At 59.8% G+C, this 19820-nt stretch carries 23 protein-coding genes; 11 read left to right on the top strand and 12 right to left on the bottom strand.

The window, feature by feature from the left end:
- Positions 1-10: 10 nt before the first annotated feature.
- Both recJ and B9Z39_RS12110 read right to left on the bottom strand, forming a co-directional pair.
- Positions 11-1720: a single-stranded-DNA-specific exonuclease RecJ gene (gene recJ / locus B9Z39_RS12115; RefSeq protein ID WP_100146377.1), complete on the bottom strand. Its 1710-nt coding sequence runs from the start codon at positions 1718-1720 to the stop codon at positions 11-13.
- A 4-nt stretch (positions 1721-1724) separates the two neighbouring features.
- Positions 1725-2753 carry a phosphoglycerate mutase gene (locus B9Z39_RS12110; RefSeq protein WP_146183330.1) on the bottom strand — a complete coding sequence of 343 codons (1029 nt, stop codon included), beginning with the start codon at positions 2751-2753 and terminating at the stop codon, positions 1725-1727.
- A 42-nt stretch (positions 2754-2795) separates the two neighbouring features.
- On the opposite strand from B9Z39_RS12110, the gene B9Z39_RS12105 reads away from it, so the two are divergent.
- From B9Z39_RS12105 to B9Z39_RS12060, 10 genes are read left to right on the top strand one after another with little or no spacing between them, the layout of a single operon-like run.
- Complete coding sequence (locus B9Z39_RS12105) at positions 2796-4064, top strand: lipoprotein-releasing ABC transporter permease subunit (RefSeq protein ID WP_108301899.1); 1269 nt, start codon at positions 2796-2798, stop codon at positions 4062-4064.
- Complete coding sequence (lolD, locus tag B9Z39_RS12100) at positions 4057-4776, top strand: lipoprotein-releasing ABC transporter ATP-binding protein LolD (protein ID WP_108301898.1); 720 nt, start codon at positions 4057-4059, stop codon at positions 4774-4776. The genes B9Z39_RS12105 and lolD overlap by 8 nt, the downstream gene beginning before the upstream one ends.
- Positions 4777-4831: 55 nt before the next feature.
- Complete coding sequence (locus B9Z39_RS12095; RefSeq protein WP_100146373.1) at positions 4832-5176, top strand: J domain-containing protein; 345 nt, start codon at positions 4832-4834, stop codon at positions 5174-5176.
- A gap of 49 nt (positions 5177-5225) precedes the next feature.
- Entirely contained in the window at positions 5226-6056 is an 831-nt protein-coding gene (locus B9Z39_RS12090) for a TatD family hydrolase (protein WP_108301897.1), read from the top strand.
- Positions 6053-6910, top strand: a complete 858-nt coding sequence (locus tag B9Z39_RS12085; protein ID WP_108301967.1) for a 3',5'-nucleoside bisphosphate phosphatase — start codon at positions 6053-6055, stop codon at positions 6908-6910. Before B9Z39_RS12090 ends, B9Z39_RS12085 begins: the two co-directional genes overlap by 4 nt.
- A 35-nt stretch (positions 6911-6945) precedes the next feature.
- Positions 6946-7794 (top strand): DMT family transporter, encoded by an 849-nt coding sequence (locus tag B9Z39_RS12080; RefSeq protein WP_233248995.1) that lies wholly within the window; start codon positions 6946-6948, stop codon positions 7792-7794.
- Position 7795: 1 nt separating this feature from the next.
- The gene (locus B9Z39_RS12075; RefSeq protein ID WP_108301895.1) at positions 7796-8434 is read left to right on the top strand and encodes an L-threonylcarbamoyladenylate synthase; all 639 of its coding nucleotides are present in this window, start codon (positions 7796-7798) and stop codon (positions 8432-8434) included.
- A 30-nt stretch (positions 8435-8464) separates the two neighbouring features.
- Positions 8465-9136, top strand: coding sequence for a site-2 protease family protein (locus B9Z39_RS12070; protein WP_108301894.1), 672 nt, complete (start codon positions 8465-8467; stop codon positions 9134-9136).
- Positions 9137-9140: 4 nt separating this feature from the next.
- The gene (locus B9Z39_RS12065) at positions 9141-10337 is read left to right on the top strand and encodes a tryptophan--tRNA ligase (protein WP_108301893.1); all 1197 of its coding nucleotides are present in this window, start codon (positions 9141-9143) and stop codon (positions 10335-10337) included.
- 15 nt (positions 10338-10352) lie between these two features.
- Positions 10353-10949 (top strand): LuxR C-terminal-related transcriptional regulator, encoded by a 597-nt coding sequence (locus tag B9Z39_RS12060; RefSeq protein ID WP_100146366.1) that lies wholly within the window; start codon positions 10353-10355, stop codon positions 10947-10949.
- A gap of 69 nt (positions 10950-11018) precedes the next feature.
- Here the strand turns inward: B9Z39_RS12060 and ccmI are convergent, their stop codons facing one another.
- The 7 genes from ccmI to ccmC are packed head-to-tail and all read right to left on the bottom strand — an operon-like array spanning position 11019 to position 16714.
- On the bottom strand, positions 11019-12347 hold the full coding sequence (ccmI, locus tag B9Z39_RS12055; RefSeq protein WP_108301892.1) for a c-type cytochrome biogenesis protein CcmI: 1329 nt from the start codon (positions 12345-12347) through the stop codon (positions 11019-11021).
- Position 12348: 1 nt separating this feature from the next.
- Entirely contained in the window at positions 12349-12819 is a 471-nt protein-coding gene (locus tag B9Z39_RS12050) for a cytochrome c-type biogenesis protein (RefSeq protein ID WP_100146364.1), read from the bottom strand.
- On the bottom strand, positions 12816-13394 hold the full coding sequence (locus tag B9Z39_RS12045; protein WP_108301891.1) for a DsbE family thiol:disulfide interchange protein: 579 nt from the start codon (positions 13392-13394) through the stop codon (positions 12816-12818). The genes B9Z39_RS12050 and B9Z39_RS12045 overlap by 4 nt, the downstream gene beginning before the upstream one ends.
- A complete protein-coding gene (locus B9Z39_RS12040) occupies positions 13391-15319 on the bottom strand; it encodes a heme lyase CcmF/NrfE family subunit (RefSeq protein ID WP_108301890.1) in 1929 nt (642 codons plus the stop codon). Before B9Z39_RS12040 ends, B9Z39_RS12045 begins: the two co-directional genes overlap by 4 nt.
- Positions 15316-15768 (bottom strand): cytochrome c maturation protein CcmE, encoded by a 453-nt coding sequence (ccmE, locus tag B9Z39_RS12035; protein WP_108301889.1) that lies wholly within the window; start codon positions 15766-15768, stop codon positions 15316-15318. Before ccmE ends, B9Z39_RS12040 begins: the two co-directional genes overlap by 4 nt.
- Positions 15768-15959, bottom strand: coding sequence for a heme exporter protein CcmD (gene ccmD / locus B9Z39_RS12030; RefSeq protein WP_100146360.1), 192 nt, complete (start codon positions 15957-15959; stop codon positions 15768-15770). Before ccmD ends, ccmE begins: the two co-directional genes overlap by 1 nt.
- The gene (gene ccmC / locus B9Z39_RS12025; protein WP_233202575.1) at positions 15956-16714 is read right to left on the bottom strand and encodes a heme ABC transporter permease CcmC; all 759 of its coding nucleotides are present in this window, start codon (positions 16712-16714) and stop codon (positions 15956-15958) included. The genes ccmD and ccmC overlap by 4 nt, the downstream gene beginning before the upstream one ends.
- 248 nt (positions 16715-16962) lie before the next feature.
- Between ccmC and B9Z39_RS12020 the strand changes: the two genes are divergently transcribed.
- Positions 16963-17547 (top strand): hemerythrin domain-containing protein, encoded by a 585-nt coding sequence (locus B9Z39_RS12020; protein WP_108301888.1) that lies wholly within the window; start codon positions 16963-16965, stop codon positions 17545-17547.
- 5 nt (positions 17548-17552) lie between these two features.
- On the opposite strand, the gene ccmB is transcribed toward B9Z39_RS12020, so the two are convergent.
- From ccmB to B9Z39_RS12005, 3 genes are read right to left on the bottom strand one after another with little or no spacing between them, the layout of a single operon-like run.
- Positions 17553-18233, bottom strand: coding sequence for a heme exporter protein CcmB (gene ccmB, locus B9Z39_RS12015; protein WP_100146357.1), 681 nt, complete (start codon positions 18231-18233; stop codon positions 17553-17555).
- Positions 18230-18868, bottom strand: coding sequence for a cytochrome c biogenesis heme-transporting ATPase CcmA (gene ccmA / locus B9Z39_RS12010; RefSeq protein WP_108301966.1), 639 nt, complete (start codon positions 18866-18868; stop codon positions 18230-18232). Before ccmA ends, ccmB begins: the two co-directional genes overlap by 4 nt.
- Positions 18869-18878: 10 nt before the next feature.
- Positions 18879-19802 carry a GNAT family N-acetyltransferase gene (locus B9Z39_RS12005; RefSeq protein ID WP_108301887.1) on the bottom strand — a complete coding sequence of 308 codons (924 nt, stop codon included), beginning with the start codon at positions 19800-19802 and terminating at the stop codon, positions 18879-18881.
- Positions 19803-19820 lie beyond the last annotated feature (18 nt).

Here is a 19820-nt window from a genome sequence, read left to right as displayed (position 1 = left end):
ATGTGTCGGTTTATTCGCCCATGGCTTCCACCACAAAGCGCACGCGTTGGTTGCCCTGCCACTCGTCGGCTTCCAGGCGAAAAGCCAAATGGGCAAGAGAGGGCAAAGGGTCAACCCGGCCAAACCATATGCCGTCCACCAGTTGGCCTTGGTGGCGCAACTTCAAGGCCAAGTGTTTCTCGCCCACCAGCCGCTGACCCAAGACCTCGACTTCTTCGCTGAAGGTGGGTGCCGCAAAACCTTGGCCCCAAACCTCACGCGCCAACGTATGGGCCACATCGTGGCGGCGGTACTCAGGCAGCAAGGGGCCATCGGTTTCCAGGCGGCGTTGCAAGGTGGCGGCATCGAGCCACTCCTGAGCCACCTGTTGCAAGGCTTCTTCGAAGGTGGCCAGGTGTTCTTCGTCCAGCGTGCAACCCGCGGCCATGGCGTGTCCACCAAAACGCAGCAACACACCGGGGTGGCGTTTGGCCACCAAGTCCAAGGCATCGCGCAAATGAAAACCTGGAATGGAACGGCCCGAGCCTTTGAGCTCATGACTTTTGCCATTCGCTTGGCTGGGGGCAAAGACAAAGGTGGGGCGATGGTGCAGGTCTTTGAGCTTGGAGGCCACGATGCCCACCACGCCTTCATGAAAGTCGGGGTCAAACACGCACAAGGCCGACGGCGGTTCTTCCTCGGGGTCGAACATGTCTTGCGCCAAGGCCAACGCTTGTTCACGCATGTCGCCTTCGATGTCACGGCGCTCTCGGTTGATGCGGTCGAGCTGGGTGGCCAGCTCGGTGGCGCGCGCCACGTCGTCGGTGCTCAAGCACTCGATGCCCAAGGTCATGTCCGACAGACGCCCCGCAGCGTTGATGCGCGGCCCTAAGGCAAAGCCAAAGTCTTGCGAGGTGCATTGCGCGCTCTGTCGGCCTGCTGCCACAAACAAAGCCGTCATGCCAACTGGCATGTGGCCTTTGCGCACACGCACCAAACCTTGCGCCACCAAACGGCGGTTGTTGGCGTCGAGCTTGACCACATCGGCCACAGTGCCCAGCGCCACCAGAGGCAGCAAACTGTCAAGCTTGGGCTGCGCCGCCAAGGCGAACACGCCACGCGTGCGCAGCTCAGACCGCAGTGCCAACAGCACATAAAACATCACGCCCACCCCGGCCAGGGATTTGCTGGCAAAGGTGCAGCCGGGTTGGTTGGGGTTGACGATGGCGTCGGCTTGCGGCAACACCGCAGCAGGCAGATGGTGGTCGGTCACCACCACTTGCAGACCCAGAGCTTTGGCCGTGGCCACGCCGTCCACACTGGCAATGCCGTTGTCCACGGTGATCAACACATCCGCACCACTGGCCTTGACGCGCTCGGCAATCGGTGGCGTCAGGCCATAACCATCCACCACGCGATCGGGCACGATGTACGACACATGACGTGCCCCCAACATGCGCAGCCCACGCAGCGCCACGGCACAAGCGGTGGCCCCGTCGCAGTCGTAGTCGGCCACGATGCACAGCCGTCGGTCGGCAGCCACCGCGTCGGCCAACAACACCGCCGCTTGTTGAATGCCCTTCAATCCGTCAGGGGACAATAAATGCGCCAGCGAGACGTCCATGGCGTGCGGATCGCTCACGCCACGTGCGGCATACAGACGCGCCAGCAGTGGGTGCAGGCCTGCTTGCTCCAAAGCCCAGACACTGCGAGGCGGCATATCGCGTGGAATCAATTGCATGGGGTCATTCTTTCGGGGCAGTCACCGCTAACACAGTGTCTAAGATGAGGGGCTTGAAGTGGCCACGTAAACGTTGCCACAAGCCTGGCTTGGCGCTGTCGTACACATGGTGCTCATGCTCGCCGCACAGCACCAACTGGGGCGTCTGCCCTTGGGACACCGCAGCCAGCAAGGGTGCAATGACCTCCGCGTCCACGCGCTGCCAGGCCTCTAGCCAGGCCATCAGGTCTTGTTGCATCGCGCTGTCGCGCAAGTGGTTCACCAAGTGCATGGGTACGGGCTGGTGTGCCAACGACACAGGCAACGCACCGGTGCCATGCAACCAAAACGAGTTGATGCTCACCGCACGGTGCGCGTTGACCGCATGGGTGTAGAGCAACATTTGCATCTCGTTTTGCAAACGTCGCAGCAACTTGGCCACCCCGCTCGGAGCGTCACCGCCCACCAGCCAGGGGTCGATGTTGCGACCGATCACGCGCTCGAGCGAGGCCGTGGGCACATCGGCCAACACAGGCGAGTGCACCAGCCAACGTCCCGGGACATCGCGGTGGAGCGTGAAGCCGTCTTCGGCAAAAAATGGGGCCATGGCGTTGAACAGCGCCGAGTCGGTGCCGTCATCGAGCGCCAGCTGTGCCGGGTGACCCAGGGTGACTTGACCATTGCTCACTTGCCAATTGCACAAGCTGATGAAGCCCCAGGCGGCGGGCGCCCCCGTGTCAGACGAGGCGACCTGTAGCCCAAGTTCAGCGGCGCGCTGCGCAGCCCAAGGCAGACAGCCATCGACCACGGGCCAGCCCAGGGCTTGGGCCTGAAGGCGCTCGTGCGGCAACGACAACGCAGCGGGTGCCCACCCTGTCGGCGGTTCTTGCACCACGACACGGCGTTGCGACTGCGAACCCCAAGCGCGCAGATTGGGCAGGGGCAGCGCATTGAGAACTTGCGCCAACGCGGCTTGTTCACTCTCGTGCACGGTCCACAAGGCATAGGGCAACACAGTGAGAGGGACAACTGACGCAGGCAAAACAGAAGGCATGGGCGTGATTGTCTGTGATGTGATGACACAATCGCGCCTGACATGACTGCCCCCTCCCGAATTCCCTACGAACTGCTGATTGGCTGGCGCTACACCCGCGCTGGCCGCTCCAGCGGACGCAATGGTTTCATCTCGTTCATCTCGGGGGTGTCCATGCTGGGCATTGCCTTGGGCGTGGCGGCGCTGATCATTGTGTTGAGTGTGATGAACGGTTTTCAAAAAGAAGTGCGTGACCGCATGTTGGCTGTGGTGGCCCACATCGAATTACTAGCCACCGACAGTGAAGGCTTTGCGGATGTGACGGGCTTGATGGCCCAAGCGCGCCAACACCCCTCGGTGCTGGCAGCCGCGCCTTTTGTGGCACAGCAAGCGCTGATGGCGCGTGGTGACGACATGCGCGGCGCCATGGTGCGTGGCATTGCGCCTGAACTGGAAACCCAGGTCACTGACTTCACCTTGCAATTGCCTCCGTCGGTACGCGATGCCTTGCAACCCGGCAGCTTCAACGTGGTACTGGGTGGCGAGTTGGCACGCGCACTCAGCGTGCAAGTGGGTGACCGCGTGACGCTGGTGGCACCCGGCGGCCAAGTGACCCCTGCGGGCGTGATGCCACGCCTGAAACAACTCACCGTGGCCGGGCTGTTTGACTCAGGCCACTACGAATACGACGCCACGCTGGTGCTGCTGCACATTGACGATGCACAGCGCATCTTTCGCTTGACCTCGCCGAGTGGCGTGCGCCTGAAACTCAAAGACAGTCAACAAGCCCGCAGTGTGGCCTCTGACTTGGCAGCGCAACTGGGACCGAATGTGATCGTGCGCGACTGGACCCGACAAAACCGCAACTGGTTTGCGGCCGTGCAGGTGGAGAAACGCATGATGTTCATCATCCTCACACTCATCGTGGCGGTGGCAGCGTTCAACCTGGTCACCACCCTGGTGATGACGGTGACCGACAAGCGGGCCGACATTGCCATCTTGCGCACCTTGGGTGCGAGCCCGCGCAGCATCATGACCATCTTTGTGGTGCAAGGTGCCACCGTGGGCGTGCTCGGCACCTTGGCGGGCTTGCTGCTGGGCTTGGGCGTGGCCTTCAACATTGACGTCATCGTGCCCGCCATCGAAAACGCCTTGGGGGCGAGCTTTTTGCCGCGCGACATTTACCTGATCAGCCGCATGCCCAGCGACCCGCAATCGGCCGACATTTGGCCCATTGTGTTGCTCTCACTGGCCATGGCACTGGTGGCCACGCTGTACCCGAGCTGGCGCGCCAGCCGCATCAACCCTGCCGAGGCGCTGCGCTATGAGTGAACACAGCCAGACCGTCCCATCAGACCCCGTGCTGGTGGCACGCGCTTTGGGTCGACGCTTTCGCGAAGGCCCTTTGGATGTGACCGTGTTGCAAGGCGTCAACTTGACGGTCCATGCAGGCGAAACCTTGGCCATCGTGGGCGCATCAGGTTCTGGCAAAAGCACCCTGCTGCATTTGCTGGGTGGCCTGGATGCTCCCACCTCAGGCACCGTGTCTTGGTCAGGGCAGCCACTGCAAGGACTCAGCGTGACCCAGTTGGGCGTGTTACGCAACCAACACCTGGGCTTTGTCTACCAGTTTCACCACCTGCTGCCCGAGTTCAGCGCTCTCGATAACGTGGCCATGCCGCTGTGGATTCGTCGCCTAGACCGCGAAGCGGCCACGGTGCAGGCCCAAGCCATCTTGCGTGCTGTGGGCCTGGGGCAACGTTTGCACCACCGTCCTGCCGAGCTGTCTGGCGGTGAACGCCAGCGCGTGGCGATTGCCCGTGCATTGGTCACACGTCCCGCCTGTGTGCTGGCCGACGAGCCCACCGGCAACCTCGACCGCAGCACCGCCGACCAAGTGTTTGGCTTGATGCTGCAACTGGCCCGAGAGCAAGGCACCGCTTTTATCTTGGTGACCCATGACACCGCACTGGCCGCACGGTGTAGCCGCCAATTGCAGTTGAACCAAGGCCAGCTCGAAGACGAATTGAATTCAATCAAATAATTCACTTCTGTTAATTTGTAATACTTTTTATTGGTTTTTCTATACAATCCGCCACATGGACGGATTTCAAGACCATTACGCATTGCTAGGCGTGGCACCGACGGCGGAGCCCGACGTCATTCGTGCGGCTTATCGCGCCTTGGCCAAGCGTTACCACCCAGACCGCACGACAGGCCAACTGCCTGCCAGTGGTGAGCACATGGCCGAACTCAATGCCGCTTATGCCACCCTGTCTTCGCCTGAGCGGCGCTACGCCTATGACCAATGGTTGCGCCAGGTGCAGGGGCCTCGTGCCATCCTCCAGCCCGCTGCCCACGCTGACGACCCGCATGCCCTGTCAGACCACCACGGGGTGTTGACCACCTACGACCGTCGGGGTCGATTGCACGCCTACATCTGAGCGATCCTCCGCACCTGCGCTATGCGCTTGGCCTCGATAATCAAAGGCCATGTTCTGGATCGACACTCACTGCCACCTTGACGCTGCGGAATTCGCCACTGACCGCGCCCTGGTTCGGGCTCGCGCACGAGAGGAAGGCGTGACATGTTGCGTCATTCCCGCCGTACAAGCCGCTGACTTTGACGCTGTGCGCGCGTTGTCACATCAAGGTAGCGACGCCTACGCGCTGGGCATTCACCCGCTCTACACGCCACAAAGCACGCTGAGCGATCTCGAACAACTTGACCAGTGCCTGCATGCCCAACGTGACGACGGTCGTTTGGTGGCTGTGGGTGAGATCGGCTTGGACGGCTTTGTACCCACTTTGAACACGCCAGAAGCCTGGCAAAAACAACTGCTGTTTTACCGCGCGCAACTCAAGCTTGCGCAACGCCACCAACTGCCGGTGATCTTGCATGTGCGTCGCTCGGCAGACAGCTTGCTCAAGGGCCTGCGCGATATTCCCGTGGTGGGTGGGATTGCCCATGCCTTCAACGGCAGCCTGCAACAAGCGCAAGCCTTCATCGATATGGGGTTTAAATTGGGCTTTGGCGGCGCGCTCACGTTTGACCGCGCCTTGCAGTTGCGCCGCTTGGCCACCGAGTTGCCGCTGTCGGCCATCGTGCTCGAAACAGACGCACCCGACATTCCACCGCACTGGCTGTATGCCACCGCAGCCCAACGCAGCGCCGGCCAGCCACAAGGTCGCAACACGCCGGCTGAGTTGCCACGCATTGCGCAAGTGCTGGCCGATTTGCGCGGCATCCCCTTGAGCGAGTTGGCCCATGCCACCTGTGCCAATGCGTGCGCAGCGCTGCCACGCCTACAATTGGGCGCGTGAGTACCTCCATCTTGAACGCCGATTTGCACTGCCACTCCGTGGTGTCGGACGGCACGCTCACACCCGAAGCGCTGGCCGCACGGGCACATGCCAACGGTGTGGAGTTGTGGGCCTTGACCGACCATGATGAAGTGGGCGGTCAACAACGCGCCGCAGCCGCTGCCAAAGCGCACGGCATGAAGTACCTCACAGGCACCGAAATTTCTGTCACCTTTGCTGGCCAAACCGTGCACATCGTGGGCTTGGGCTTTGACGCCGAAGACGCACGCATCGTCGAGGGCCTGCGCCGTACACGCGGTGGGCGCAGTGAACGCGCCCAGGAAATGTCCGAAGGTTTGGCCAAGGTTGGCATTCGCGGAGCCTATGAAGGGGCGCTCAAGTACGTGGGCAACCCCGAGCTGATTTCGCGCACGCACTTTGCCCGCTTCATGGTGGAGACCGGCGTGTGCCAGGACACCTCTGAGGTATTTCGCCACTACCTGACAGAAGGTAAGCCCGGTTTTGTGCCACACCGCTGGGCCGCACTCAAAGATGCCGTGCAATGGATCACCGACTGCCAAGGCGTGGCGGTGATTGCGCACCCAGGCCGCTACAACTTCACCGCCAACGAAGAGTACGCGTTGTTCACCGAATTCAAGGCACACGGCGGCCAAGGTGTCGAAGTGGTCACGGGCAGCCACACACCGCCCGAGTACGTGAAATACGCCGACATGGCGCGTGAGTTCAACTTGGTCGCCTCGCGTGGCAGCGATTTCCACAGCCCCGATGAAAGCCGCATCGACTTAGGCACCCTGCCTTGGTTGCCTGGCCAGCTCACACCCGTGTGGGAGTTGCTGGCCGACCGCATCCAATGAAGGCAGGCGTTCATTCCCGTGTGCCATTGGCAGGCATGACCTACGCCATTTTGGCGATGGCTTGTTTTGCCGTGCTCGATACCACCAACAAGTTTTTGATTGCCAGCGTACCGCTGCTCATGGTGCTGTGGTTCCGTTACGCCTTTCAGGCGGTGGCGAGCACCGCCATGCTGTGGCCGCGCAGTGGCGTGACGATGTTCCAGACCCAGAATGTCCGCCTGCAAATCGTGCGTGGGTTGCTGCTGCTGATGTGCAGTGTGTTGGGTTTTGCCAGCTTGAAATACATGCCGGTGGCCGAATTCACGGCCTTTGTCATGCTCACGCCTTTGGTGGTCACGGCCTTGGCGCGCTTTGTCATGAAAGAACAGGTGTCGGTGTTGCGCTGGTTGTTTGTCAGCGGTGGTTTGGTTGGGGCTTTGCTGATCGTGCGTCCCGGTGGCAGCATGGACACCAGCCATGCATGGTTGCCCTTGAGCCTGGTGGTATCGAATGCGCTGTTCCAAATTTTGACCAGCCACATGGCCAAAACCGAAAGTCCCGTCACCATGCACCTCTACACCGGTTGGGTCGGTGCGCTGATTGCTTCTGGGCTGGTGGGCTTGGGCGCTTGGACCACCGACCTCACGCCCTTTGAATGGGTCTTGATGTGTCTGATTGGCTGCGCGGGCACCCTGGGCCACTACCTGTTGATCTTGGCTTTTTCGCGCGCGCCAGCGGCCAACGTGACCCCTTGTCTCTACAGCGGCATCGCCTTCGCCACTTTTGCTGGCTGGCTGGTGTTTGCCCATGTGCCTGATCATTGGGCACGCATGGGCATGCTGCTGATTGCCTTGTGTGGCTTGGGCGCAGCTTGGCTCAGCCAGCGTGAACACCAATCGGTTTGACATGGCCCAGTTTCTTCAAGTTCACCCCGACAACCCACAAGCACGCTTGCTCAAACAAGCGGTGGCCTTGCTCACACGCGGAGGCGTGGTGGCCGTTCCCACCGACTCCAGCTATGCCTTGGTGTGCCAACTCGATGACAAAGCCGCCGTTGAACACATGCGCCGCATGCGCCAAGTCGACGACAAACACCACCTGACGCTGATGTGTCGCGACCTGTCGGAATTGGCCAACTACGCACGGGTCGACAACCGTCAATACCGCCTGCTCAAAGCCGCCACCCCTGGGGCCTACACCTTCATCCTGGAAGCCACCAAGGAAGTACCTCGTCGGGTCAGCCACCCACAGCGCAAAACCATTGGCCTGCGGGTGCCGCAAAACCGCACCCTGCTCGACTTGCTGGCACTGCACGGCGCGCCTTTGCTGGCCACCACCTTGATTGCCCCAGGTGACAGCGACCCCATGAACGACGCCGAAGCGATTCGCGATCGTTTTGAGCACGATCTGGCCGCCGTCATCGATGCAGGGGCCTGCCCCTTGGCCCCTACCACCGTGGTGGACCTGACCTCGATGGACGGCGGGGGTGACCCCACCTTGATCCGACAAGGCCGTGGGCCGTTGAGCACGTTGGGAATGGATTAACACGCAAGTGTTCGATGCGACAATGGGTGTGTGAATTTTTCTGACCTGATTCAAACCGTTCTGATTTATGCCTTGCCGGTGATCTTTGCCATCACCTTGCATGAAGCCGCGCATGGCTATGTGGCTCACCGTCTGGGTGACAACACGGCCTGGATGATGGGTCGCGTCACCTTGAACCCCATTCCACACATCGACCCCATGGGCACTCTGGTGATGCCGGTGTTGTTGTTCCTCGCCACGGGCGGCAATTTTTTGTTTGGCTATGCGCGCCCCGTGCCCGTTCGCTTTGGCAACCTCAACCATCCCAAACGCGACATGGTGTGGGTGGCCTTGGCAGGTCCTGCCATCAATTTGGCACAAGCCCTGGTGTGGGGTATCGCTTTGTATCTGTGCGTTGGCATGGGCGTGAACGAGCGCTTTGTGCTGGAAGTGTGCAAAGCGGGCATCAAGGTCAATGCCGTGATGTTTGCCTTCAACCTGTTTCCCCTGCCGCCGCTCGACGGTGGCCGCATCTTGGTCGGCGTGTTGCCTTGGAAGCAAGCCGTTTGGCTGTCCAAAGTGGAACCCTGGGGTTTCTACATCGTGATGGCCTTGGTCGTGATGGGCGTCATCAACAGCTTGTGGATGGCCCCTTTGATGACCCTCACCTTTGAGTTGCTGAGCCTGTTGCTCAGTCCTTTGGAATTTTTGTTGAAGCCTTGATCTCATGAAAGAACGCGTTCTCTCCGGCATGCGCCCCACGGGTGCTCTGCATTTGGGCCATTACCACGGCGCCTTGAAAAACTGGGTGCGTCTGCAATCCGAGATGGACTGCTACTTTTTCGTGGCCGACTGGCATGCATTGACCACCCACTACGCAAGCCGTGAGGTGATCGAGAAGAACGTCTACGAGATGGTGATCGACTGGCTGGCCACCGGGCTCGATCCCGAACAATGCACGCTGTTCTTGCAAAGCCGCATCCCCGAACATGCCGAGTTGTTCACACTCTTGGCCATGGGCACACCGCTGGGTTGGCTGGAACGTGTCCCCACCTACAAAGACCAACAAGAAAAGCTCAAGGACAAAGACCTGACCACCTACGGCTTTCTGGGCTACCCGCTGCTGCAAGCGGCGGACATCTTGATCTACAAAGCCAAATACGTGCCCGTGGGCGAAGACCAAGCCAGCCACGTCGAATTGACGCGTGAAGCCGCGCGCCGCTTCAACCACCTGTATGGCCGTGAAATCAACGCCGAGGCCAAGATTGAAGCCAGCCTGGCCAAATTGCCCAAAGACAGCGTCAAACGTTTGGAAAAATCACGCAAGGCTTACCAAGAAACTGGCGACACCAAGGCCATGGAAGGTGCGCTGGGCTACATCGCCTCGGCACCTGAGCTCTCGGTCGAAGACCGTGAACGCCTGGAAGGCTACTTCAAGGGCACGGGCAAGATCGTGCTGCCTGAACCCCAGATCCTGCTGACTGAGGCCAGCAAATTACCCGGGCTGGATGGTGCCAAGATGAGCAAGAGCTACAACAACGCCATCGCCATCCGTGAAGACCGTGCCACCATCGAGCAAAAAGTCAAACGCATGCCCACCGACCCGGCACGCGTCAAACGCACCGACGTCGGCAACCCTGAAAAGTGCCCTGTCTGGCAATTTCATGTGGTCTACGGCAACGAAGCGCAGCGTCAATGGGTGTCGCAAGGCTGCACCACGGCAGGCATTGGCTGCCTGGAATGCAAGCAGCCGATCATTGATGCCATCTTGCGCGAACAGCAGCCAATGCTCGAACGCGCGGAACCTTATATGAAGAACCCTAAAATAGTTCGTGATATCGTTGACGCAGGTACTGAAAAAGCACGTGTCACCGCCCAAGAAACCATGCGCGATGTGCGCGAGGCCATCGGTCTGAACTACTGAAAGCAGGAGAAGAAAATGAGTTTGTACATCATCGATGACCACCCACTGGTTCGCCAAGCGATAGCCATGTTGCTGCGCCGCATGAAACCAGCAGCCAAAGTGGTGGAGCTGGAAAAATTCAGCGAGCTGCAAGCCGCCATCATCAAGAACGGCACGCCCGAACTGTTCGTGCTCGACTTGCTGTTGCCCGGCGTCAAGGGCACCTCTGCGGTGAGCGAAGTCAAAGGCATGTACGGCGAAGTGCCTCTGGTGGTCATCTCGTCCATGCCCGCTGGTGAAGCCGAAGAAACCTGCATCGAAGCAGGTGCCGACCTGTACATCGAAAAATCAACCCCTGCGAACGAAATCTCGGCAGCCATTCAGGGCCTGTTTGCGGCAACTGACGGCAACCCGGATGAAGAAGTCGTGGTGGCCGGCGACACCAAGTTGTCCAAGCGTCAAAAGCAGCTGATCATCATGCTCGACCGAGGCTTGAGCAACCGCGACATTGCCACTGAGCTCGACATCAGCGAACACACGGTGAAAGTTCACCTGTGGCGTTTGTTCCGTCGTTTGAACGTCAAGAGCCGCACCCAGACGCTGCACTTTGCACGCATGAACGGCTTGCTGTAAACAGCTTCTTGGCCCCAAAAAAATCCCCCAACACTGGGGGATTTTTTTATGCCTTCACCAACACCAGCCTCAACGCAAGGTGTCTCTCACCATCAGGTTTAAGCCCGTGGTTCCTGGTTTGACCGGGCTCACGCTCACACCCAAATCACCGGGCTGCGCCACGGCTTGGCCGCTCTTGGAGATACGCACGCGCACCGTCACTTCGTCAGCACTTGAGAGTTTGGCTGCCGGGTTCATGGCGGTGCTGTCATCGAGCACAAAGTCAAACGGCAACTTGGCCGCTGTGGTGCGCACAATGGCCAAGGGCATGCGTGAACCCGTGACCGGTGTGGCATACACAAACACGGTGTCCGTAGGTGCCACCTTGCCCTCCAACTCACTGACCAAACTCACGCGACCACTGATGCTTGACGCTTGAAGCGCTGCATCTCGCTCGCTCACGCTGTCCGCACGCGGTGGAATGGGCGGCAAGCCCATCTTGCTGCGCGCCTGCGCAATGGCACGGTCCAGTTCGGGTGCATCGGGTGAGTCAGGAGACACCTCTTCGCGGGCACGTTCCCAAAAACGCAAGGCAGAACGGAAGTTTTCTTCGGCATACGACGCACTGCCCGCCAGCAGCAGGGCATTGAGTTGATGCGGATCGGCTGTCAGCACCCGCTGAATGATGGCCCAAGGCTCACCGGTGAAGTTACCGCCATTCTTTTGGGCCAGCACTTCAGCGCGCTCAATCAACACGTTGTCGTCATGGCTGAGTTCGAGCGCCTTGCGCAAGGCTTCATCCGACTCACCAAAGCGACCCAAGGCGCGCTGCACGCGCCCCAGCATGACCCAACCGTCCACATTGTTGGGCTCATCTTGCAAGCGACGTGACAAGGCACTGGCCATGGAAGCGAGCTTTTCCGGGGTGACATCGCCTTCTGTGTCTGCGCCTTGTTGCAACGCCAAGGGATCCAAGGCCTGGGGTTGCCCCAAAACACCGTACATCACCATCGACAAAACTGGCACCAAAAAGATCACCGCAAACATCAACGCCCATGGTTTGCGCATGCTTGCCACAACCGCTGAGGTGGACGCAGACACGCGTTCCTCAGACAGCGCTTGCGGTTGGGCCAAAGCCTCAGGCCCCACGTCGTCCAACAAGCGCCGGGTCAACTCGTCGCGTCCGGCTTGCAGCTCTTCATCGTTCAAATTGCCCAAGGCGTGTTCGCGCTGCAAGTCGGCCAACTGGTCGCGATACACCGCGGCATTGGCTTGTGCGGGATGGTCCAGCGCCTGGGCAGCGTTCAACGTGGCACGTGCGCCACGCAACGCACCACGCCAAAGCGCCATGCACAACACAGCCACCACCAACAAGGTCAAGCCTGTGGCAGCAAAGATAAAAGCAAGCGCTGGCGTCACATCAATCTTTCAACAGTTGCTCAGCACGTGCACGATCTTCGTCGCTGAGTGCTTGGGGGTTGAGCTGGGCACGGCGCGCCTGCAAATAACGGCCTAAGAATAAAACCGCCAACAACAGCAATACAAAGGGGCCAAACCACAGCACCCACGTCAGGGGTTTGACTTCGGGGCGATACAGCACAAAGTCACCATAGCGCGCCACCAGAAAATCTTTCACCTCTTGGTCGGTCTTGCCTTGTCGAATCAAGTCACGCACCTCGCGGCGCAAGTCATCGGCCAACTCGGCGTGCGACGACGCCAGTGATTCGTTTTGACACACCAAGCAACGCAGCTCTTGTGACAGGCCGACCAGTCGAGCTTCGACCACCGGGTCTTGTGCCAGCGGTGCTGCCTCAGGCCCTGTTTGTGCGTGTGCACTCAGAGCGGCCACACCACAGGCCATGCAAAGCCAAAAATGTTGTAGCCAGCTCATGATTTATTCAGCGTATCAATCAGCGGCATGATTTTTTCAGCCAGCAAGGCAGGGGTCACCGCACCCACATGCTTGAAGCGAATCACGCCGGTTTTGTCGATGATGTAAGTCTCGGGCACGCCATAGACCCCATAGTGAATGCCGACACGACCATCCAGGTCCATCACCGAGTTGATGTACGGGTTGCCATGGCGTTTGAGCCACACCTGGCTGCGCTCGCGTGCCACTTGCAACTTGATGTCAACGCTTTGTTTGGCCGCCTCATCTTGCGGCTGGATTTCTTTGTAACTCAAGCCCACGATGGGCACGTTGTACTTTTGTGCAAAGGCCACCAGCACGGGATGCTCTTCGCGACACGCCACACACCAGGTGGCCCAGACGTTGAACATCCACACCTTGCCACGCATGTCGGCGGGCGAGAACGGCGTGTCACCGTTCAAGGTAGGCAGGCTGAATTCAGGCGCCGGTTTGTTGATCAGCGGCGACGGGATTTCACGCGGGTCACGGTTCAAGCCGATGGCCAAAAAAATCACCAAGCCCAGAAACAAGACCAAAGGAATCAGAAACTTCTTCATGACACAGCCTTGCGGTATCTGCGGTCCAAAGCGGCCAACACACCGCCCAACACCATCAGCAACACCCCGCCCCACAACCAGGGCACAAAGGGTTTGTAGTACACGCGCATGCTCCACTCGGTGCGCGCATCGTCGAGCGCGTCGCCCAAGGACACATACAAATCACGCATAAAGCCTGAATCAATGGCCGCTTCGGTCATGGGCATGGCCGACGAGAAATAACGCCGCTTCTCGGGCTGCAACACCTCGACCACCTGACCCTCGCGCAGCACTTGCACATCGGCACGCACCGCCTTGTAGTTGGGCCCCAGCACTTCGGCCAGTTTGTCCAGACGGAAGGTATATGGAGCAATCGTCACCACATCGCCCACGTGCATGCGCACATCGCGCTCCACCTCGTAAGACTTGACGCCCGTGACACCGATCACCAGCACCGCCATGCCAAAGTGGGCAATCTGTTGCCCCCAAAACGACAAGCCAATGCGCCCGGGCTTGCGCACACGCGCCAACACTTGCTGCGCCGTGCCCAATGCCACCCAAGCGCCCAAGAACAAGCCCAGCACGGTGCCCGCAGACCAACCGCCCAAAAAGTAGGGCCAAACCAAGGCCACCGCCAACGCGCCTGCTGCGGTGAAGCGCAACTGGTGCGCCATTTCCGCCACGCGCGCCTCGCGCCAACGCGCGATCGAACCCGGAATCATCAAGAACACCACCGGCACCAGCAGCGGTGCAAACACGGCATTGAAATAAGGCGGTCCCACCGACAGCTTGCCCAAGTTCAAGGCATCGATGATCAAGGGGTAGATGGTGCCCAGTAACACAGCCGCCGTAGCCACCACCAGCAACACGCTGTTGGCCAGCAAGAACGACTCGCGCGACACCAAGGCCATGCGCCCACCCAAGGTGACACGCGGGGCACGCCAAGCGAACAGGGTGAGCGACGACCCCACCACCACAGCGAGGAAGATCAGCACAAAAATACCGCGCTTGGGATCTGACGCAAAGGCATGCACCGAGGTCAGCACGCCCGAGCGAACCAAGAACGTGCCCAACAGCGAGAGCGAAAACGCCGCAATCGCCAGCAGCACCGTCCAGGCTTTGAAGCTGCCGCGCTTTTCGGTCACCATCAGGGAATGGATCAAGGCCGTAGCCACCAGCCAGGGCATGAGCGAAGCGTTTTCGACCGGGTCCCAAAACCACCAACCGCCCCAGCCCAATTCGTAATACGCCCACCACGAACCCAAGCCAATGCCAAAGGTCAGGAAGGTCCAGGCAATCACCGTCCATGGGCGCGACCAACGCGCCCAGGCGGCATCCAAACGACCACTGAGCAAAGCAGCCACCGCAAACGCGAACGCCACCGACATGCCCACATAGCCCATGTAGAGCATGGGCGGGTGAATCACCAAACCGGGGTCTTGCAACAAGGGGTTCAAGTCCCGGCCATCCAGGGCCGCAGGCAACAAACGTTCAAACGGATTGGAGGTGGTCAAGATGAACAGCAAAAAGCCCACCGAAATCAGCCCCAGCACACCCAGCACCCGCGCCACCATGTCCAGCGGCAAGCTGCGCGAAAACAGCGCCACCGAGACCGACCACAGCGCCAGCAACAACACCCACAGCAGCAGCGAGCCTTCATGGCCGCCCCACACCGCAGCAAACTGGTAGGGCTTGGGCAACAAAGAATTGGAGTGTTGTGCCACGTACTGCACAGAAAAATCGTTGTTCAAAAAGCACGATGCCAAGGCACCAAAAGCCAGCGCCACCAACACGAACTGCAAGGCCGCCGTGGGACGCGCCAGGCTCTGCAAGGTGACTTGCATCTGCGTGCCGCGCACATACGTGCCCAGCAAGGGCAGCACGCCTTGTAGCAGCGCCACCACCGCCGCCAAGATCAGCGCGAAATGTCCGAACTCAGCGTTCATGGGGTAGCTTTCAGAGATTGAGCGGCTTTGGCAGCCGTGGCTTGATCGAGCGCATGTTTGGCTTCCGGTGGCATGTAGTTTTCGTCGTGCTTGGCCAATACCTCGCTGGCCACAAACACACCGTCCTCACCCAGCTTGCCTTGGGCCACCACGCCGCGGCCCTCTTTGAACAAGTCGGGCAACAGACCGACATAGGTCACAGTCATGTCTTGCGCGGTGTCGGTGATGACAAAACGCACGGTGTTGCCATCGCGCTGCAAGCTGCCGTCTTTCACCATGCCACCCGCACGGAAGGTACGCCCCTTGGGAGCCTCGCCCTGGCTGACCTGGGTCGGCGTGAAGAAGAACACCAAGTTGCTTTGGAAAGCATTCAACACGAAGGCCGCAGCGGCTGCAAGCACCACGATGCCTGCGGCAATCAGGGCAAAGCGTTTGGTTCTGGGTTTCATCACGACATATCCTCTGCCGGCAATTCGGCCAACACACGTTCGGCACGCAACTGCGCCAGCACCTGGCGACGCGCCACACGCGCTTGCAGCACTTCCAGCGCCAACAGGCCAAAAGTCACCCCCATGCTGCCCCACACATAAACGGCATAGCCGCCCATGGCCCAAAAATCAGCCCAACTGTTCCAGGTCATGACTGCACCTCCGGCAACTCGTTGACCCAGCTTGCATGGCGCTCACGCTGCAAGATCAAGGTACGCACGCGGTACAGCACCAGCGCCAAGGTGTAAAACCAAAACGCCAAGGCCATCAACAACATGGCCCACAGCATGACCGCCGCCATGGTGGGCGATTTGGTCAACGACACAGAAGCACCTTGGTGCAAAGTGTTCCACCACTTCACTGAGAAATAAATGATGGGCACATTGATGGCGCCCACGATGGCCACCAAGGCGCCGGCTCGGTCACCACGTCGCGTGTCGTCAATGGCCGAGGTCAAGGCGATGTAGCCGAGGTACAAAAAGAAAAGGATCAACTCTGAAGTCAGGCGCGCATCCCACACCCACCAGGCGCCCCACATGGGCTTGCCCCACAAGGCACCGGTCCACAACGACAGAAACGCAAACAAAGCGCCCGTGGGTGCCAGCGCACGCGTCATCATGCCCGACAAGCGTGTGTTGAAGGTCAAACCCAACACGCTCCAAAACGCCATGGCCAGGTATATGACCATCGACATCCAAGACGCGGGCACATGCACGAAGATGATGCGATAGCCCTCGCCTTGCTGGAAATCGGTGGGAGCCACCATGAAGCCCAACCACAGCCCAGCCCACAACAAGACCGATGCCAACACGGCCAACCACGGCCACCAGCGACCCGCCAAACCATAGAAAGTTTGCGGGGCCGCATAGTAAAACCAGGGGGTGCCGGAGCGAGACTTATTGATCACCAATTGATTACAGCGCAATGCGCAAAAACAGCTAACGGCACAGAATACCAAACAGCCCATCGGTCCATGGTCTATAAGGTCATCACGGAGCTCACAGGCCCCATTCGCGCGAGGCCTTGATTTTAAGCGCCGCCCCAGACAGCCCTCAGCCTTAGCCCTCAGCTTCTTCTTTTGATGTGGGTCAAGCGGTCATGAGGCTTGGTATGACATCCTGCGAACACAACATTTCGTACCCAAGAGGCAAGACCATGACACACCCCAGCATCCGCATCATCCGAGAAGAACACGCAGCCTTGTCGGCCATGCTGCAGTCGCTGCGCATGATGCTCCAGCGCGGCCCCAAAGATGCGCCAGAAAGATTCTTTGATGTGCTGCGCAGCATGCTGTTCTACATCGACGAATTTCCCGAACGCTTGCACCACACCAAAGAATCGGCCTTGCTATTTCCGGCTGTGGCCGAAAAATCACCGCAGTGCAAAGAGGTGATCCAGCAACTCGAGCGCGACCACACCAAAGGCGAAGCCAACGTACGTGAGTTGCAGCACCTGCTGCTGGCTTGGGAACTGCTGGGCAATTCGCGCCAAACCGCTTTCGAGTTGGCGGCCAATCGCTTCATTGACTTCTACATGCAGCACATGCAGTTGGAAGAAACAGCTGTCATTCCCGCAGCACTCCAGGTGCTCAGCCCGCAAGACTGGGAAAAACTCGATGCAGCGTTTGAGAAAAACTGCGACCCCTTGACCGGCAAATACCCACGCGAACCTTTGTACGACCGCCTGTTCACCCGCATCACCATGAACGCCCCCGAGCCCATTGGACTGGGCCGCGGTTGACCCCCTCACTCCAACGCAATGCGCAAGGCGGCGGAACAGGCCCAGGGACTGAAGAAGGTGGCGGGCAACAACATGGCCATCAAAATCGAGAAATGGGCCTGGCTGCCCAAGCCACTGGCCTGGGCCTCGACAGCGCCCGCGCCAAACACCAACACTGGCACGAACAAGGGCAAGACCAGCAAGGACAACAACACCCCGCCTCCGCGCACACCCAGCGTCAACGCGGCACCAATGCCCCCCACCAACGACAGAATGGGCGTGCCCACCAACAAGGCCAAGGTGAGGGTGAGCAAAGCATCTGCGGACAGATCAAACTGCAAACCCAGCACCGGTGCCAGAAGTACCAAGGGCAGTCCGGAGACCAACCAGTGCGCCAGCATCTTGGCGCTCACCAAAACCGGCAAAGGTGTGGGTGACAAAGCCATTTGCTCCAAGGTGCCGTCTCGGTAGTCAGCCTCAAACAAACGCTGCAAGGCCAGCATGCTCGACAACAGCGCGCCCACCCACAACACACCCGGTGCCACCAGACGCAAGGTGTTGAGCTCGGGGCCAATGCCCAACGGAAACAAGGCCGCCACGACGACAAAGAAAAACACAGCGGTCAAGACTTCGCTTTTGCGGCGCATGGCCAGCAGCAAGTCCCGTCTTAGCACCGCAGCAAAAGCGGCCCCAGTGGTCGAACTCATGGAGCAGCCTCCAAGCGATAACGCTGCACATCGACCGGTGTGCCATCGGTGCGCGCCAGACTGACCGTTTGGTGGCTGGTGAAGAGCACCATGCCACCCTGGGCCACATGCTCGGCCATCAACACCCGCAACGCATCCACCGCCTTGATATCCAGGGCCACAAAAGGTTCGTCCAGCACCCACAGCGGGGCCTGACTGGCCCACAAACGGGCCAAGGCCGTGCGACGTTTTTGCCCCTGCGACATGACACGCAATGGCAAGTGTTCACGCCCACGCAAACCCATGCGGGCCAACGCAGACAGTGCTTCGGCCTGGCTTAAAGCACGTCCGGCCACAGCCGCATCGGACAACAGGTTTTCCAAGGCGGTGAGTTCTTCTTTGAGCGACAACGCATGCCCCAAATAGAACAAAGCTGCGCGAAAGGCAGCAGGGTCGTCCCGCGTGGGGTGGCCCATCCAACGCACCTCGCCGGCATCAGCCGGCGACAAGCCGCACACCATGCGCAGCAAACTGGTTTTACCCACGCCGTTGTCACCCTCCAAGTGCAGGGCTTGGCCAGCTTGCAGGTCCAGATTCACCTCAGCAAACAAAGGTTTGTGGCCACGGGTGCAAGAGAGCTGAGACAAAGTCAACATGTGCGTGCGCTCAGATGAAAGTGCCAGCATAGGTGATCACGCGTCCGCCAGTGCTCATCTTGAAACGCGCAATGCCCGCGCTGCGGATGGTGTTGACGCCACCCAAGTCCAGCATGCGCACACCGCGTTCACGCAAGGCTTCGATGCCACGCCACAAAATCAGGTTGTGGGCGTGCAGGTCACGTCCCGCATCGCTGGTCCACCCCACGTGGTAGGTGGCGGCTTCGCCGTGGATCAAAAACATCATGCCCGCCATACGGTCGCGCCCCACATCCGCGCGCACCGTCAGCATGGTTTTGCTGGGCTGCTGACGCGAAGGCACATACATGTCAAAAAAGGGCAAAGGCAAACCATGTAAGCCACGTTGTTCACGTTGCTGCATTTCAGCGTCCAGCAACCAACGGTACTGGCCTGCATTGGTGCCCACGCGGTGTACGGTCAACGCCGAGGCCTCGGCCCCGCCCAGACGGTGACGCCAACGTTTGTCGAGTTGTGCGCGCAACACGTCCATCGACGGCGTGAGATCGAGCATCACTGTGCTGTGGCCCGTCATCACACGACGCCACATGGACAGGCCCAACTCAGGCCCCGCAGGCTCTTCTGGCGTGATGGCCACCAAACGCAAGTGGGTCAACGGGATGGTGCGACGCAGTGCTTGGTACACACGGCTTTTGTCGGGCCCGCTCAAATCTTGCAGCCACACTGGCCCACGCGAGCACAGCGCCATGCCAGCCGTTTGCCCCAAGAATCGACGCACGATGAACTGCGCCAAAGCCACAGGCTTGCCATCTTGACTGACACAGGCGCGCAACACAGGCACACCCAAAGTTTTCATGGTGGAGCCATAGGCCCAGTCTTGCTGCAAGGGTGCCGCCGCACGGGCGTGCTGGGCATCCCAAAAGGCCATGTCCACCTGATCCCATTGAACGTTCATGCCTCTAGAATCCTCACA

Source organism: Limnohabitans sp. JirII-29, from assembly GCF_003063395.1.
GTDB lineage: Bacteria > Pseudomonadota > Gammaproteobacteria > Burkholderiales > Burkholderiaceae_C > Limnohabitans.
The sequence above is the reverse complement of the archived record's forward strand: the minus strand, read 5'-3'. Positions and strand labels throughout refer to the sequence as shown.

Excerpts from the sequence above, each read along its gene's own strand:
- B9Z39_RS12075 (WP_108301895.1), top strand. The coding sequence starts at position 7,796 with ATGGCCCAGTTTCTTCAAGTTCACCCCGACAACCCACAAGCACGCTTG.
- B9Z39_RS12060 (WP_100146366.1), top strand. The coding sequence starts at position 10,353 with ATGAGTTTGTACATCATCGATGACCACCCACTGGTTCGCCAAGCGATA.
- ccmB (WP_100146357.1), bottom strand. The coding sequence starts at position 18,233 with ATGAGTTCGACCACTGGGGCCGCTTTTGCTGCGGTGCTAAGACGGGAC.
- B9Z39_RS12095 (WP_100146373.1), top strand. The coding sequence starts at position 4,832 with ATGGACGGATTTCAAGACCATTACGCATTGCTAGGCGTGGCACCGACG.
- B9Z39_RS12080 (WP_233248995.1), top strand. The coding sequence starts at position 6,946 with ATGACCTACGCCATTTTGGCGATGGCTTGTTTTGCCGTGCTCGATACC.
- B9Z39_RS12065 (WP_108301893.1), top strand. The coding sequence starts at position 9,141 with ATGAAAGAACGCGTTCTCTCCGGCATGCGCCCCACGGGTGCTCTGCAT.
- ccmE (WP_108301889.1), bottom strand. The coding sequence starts at position 15,768 with ATGAAACCCAGAACCAAACGCTTTGCCCTGATTGCCGCAGGCATCGTG.
- B9Z39_RS12105 (WP_108301899.1), top strand. The coding sequence starts at position 2,796 with ATGACTGCCCCCTCCCGAATTCCCTACGAACTGCTGATTGGCTGGCGC.
- B9Z39_RS12005 (WP_108301887.1), bottom strand. The coding sequence starts at position 19,802 with ATGAACGTTCAATGGGATCAGGTGGACATGGCCTTTTGGGATGCCCAG.
- recJ (WP_100146377.1), bottom strand. The coding sequence starts at position 1,720 with ATGCAATTGATTCCACGCGATATGCCGCCTCGCAGTGTCTGGGCTTTG.
- ccmA (WP_108301966.1), bottom strand. The coding sequence starts at position 18,868 with ATGTTGACTTTGTCTCAGCTCTCTTGCACCCGTGGCCACAAACCTTTG.
- B9Z39_RS12050 (WP_100146364.1), bottom strand. The coding sequence starts at position 12,819 with ATGAGCTGGCTACAACATTTTTGGCTTTGCATGGCCTGTGGTGTGGCC.
- B9Z39_RS12045 (WP_108301891.1), bottom strand. The coding sequence starts at position 13,394 with ATGAAGAAGTTTCTGATTCCTTTGGTCTTGTTTCTGGGCTTGGTGATT.
- B9Z39_RS12020 (WP_108301888.1), top strand. The coding sequence starts at position 16,963 with ATGACACACCCCAGCATCCGCATCATCCGAGAAGAACACGCAGCCTTG.
- B9Z39_RS12040 (WP_108301890.1), bottom strand. The coding sequence starts at position 15,319 with ATGAACGCTGAGTTCGGACATTTCGCGCTGATCTTGGCGGCGGTGGTG.
- B9Z39_RS12090 (WP_108301897.1), top strand. The coding sequence starts at position 5,226 with ATGTTCTGGATCGACACTCACTGCCACCTTGACGCTGCGGAATTCGCC.
- lolD (WP_108301898.1), top strand. The coding sequence starts at position 4,057 with ATGAGTGAACACAGCCAGACCGTCCCATCAGACCCCGTGCTGGTGGCA.
- ccmD (WP_100146360.1), bottom strand. The coding sequence starts at position 15,959 with ATGACCTGGAACAGTTGGGCTGATTTTTGGGCCATGGGCGGCTATGCC.
- B9Z39_RS12110 (WP_146183330.1), bottom strand. The coding sequence starts at position 2,753 with ATGCCTTCTGTTTTGCCTGCGTCAGTTGTCCCTCTCACTGTGTTGCCC.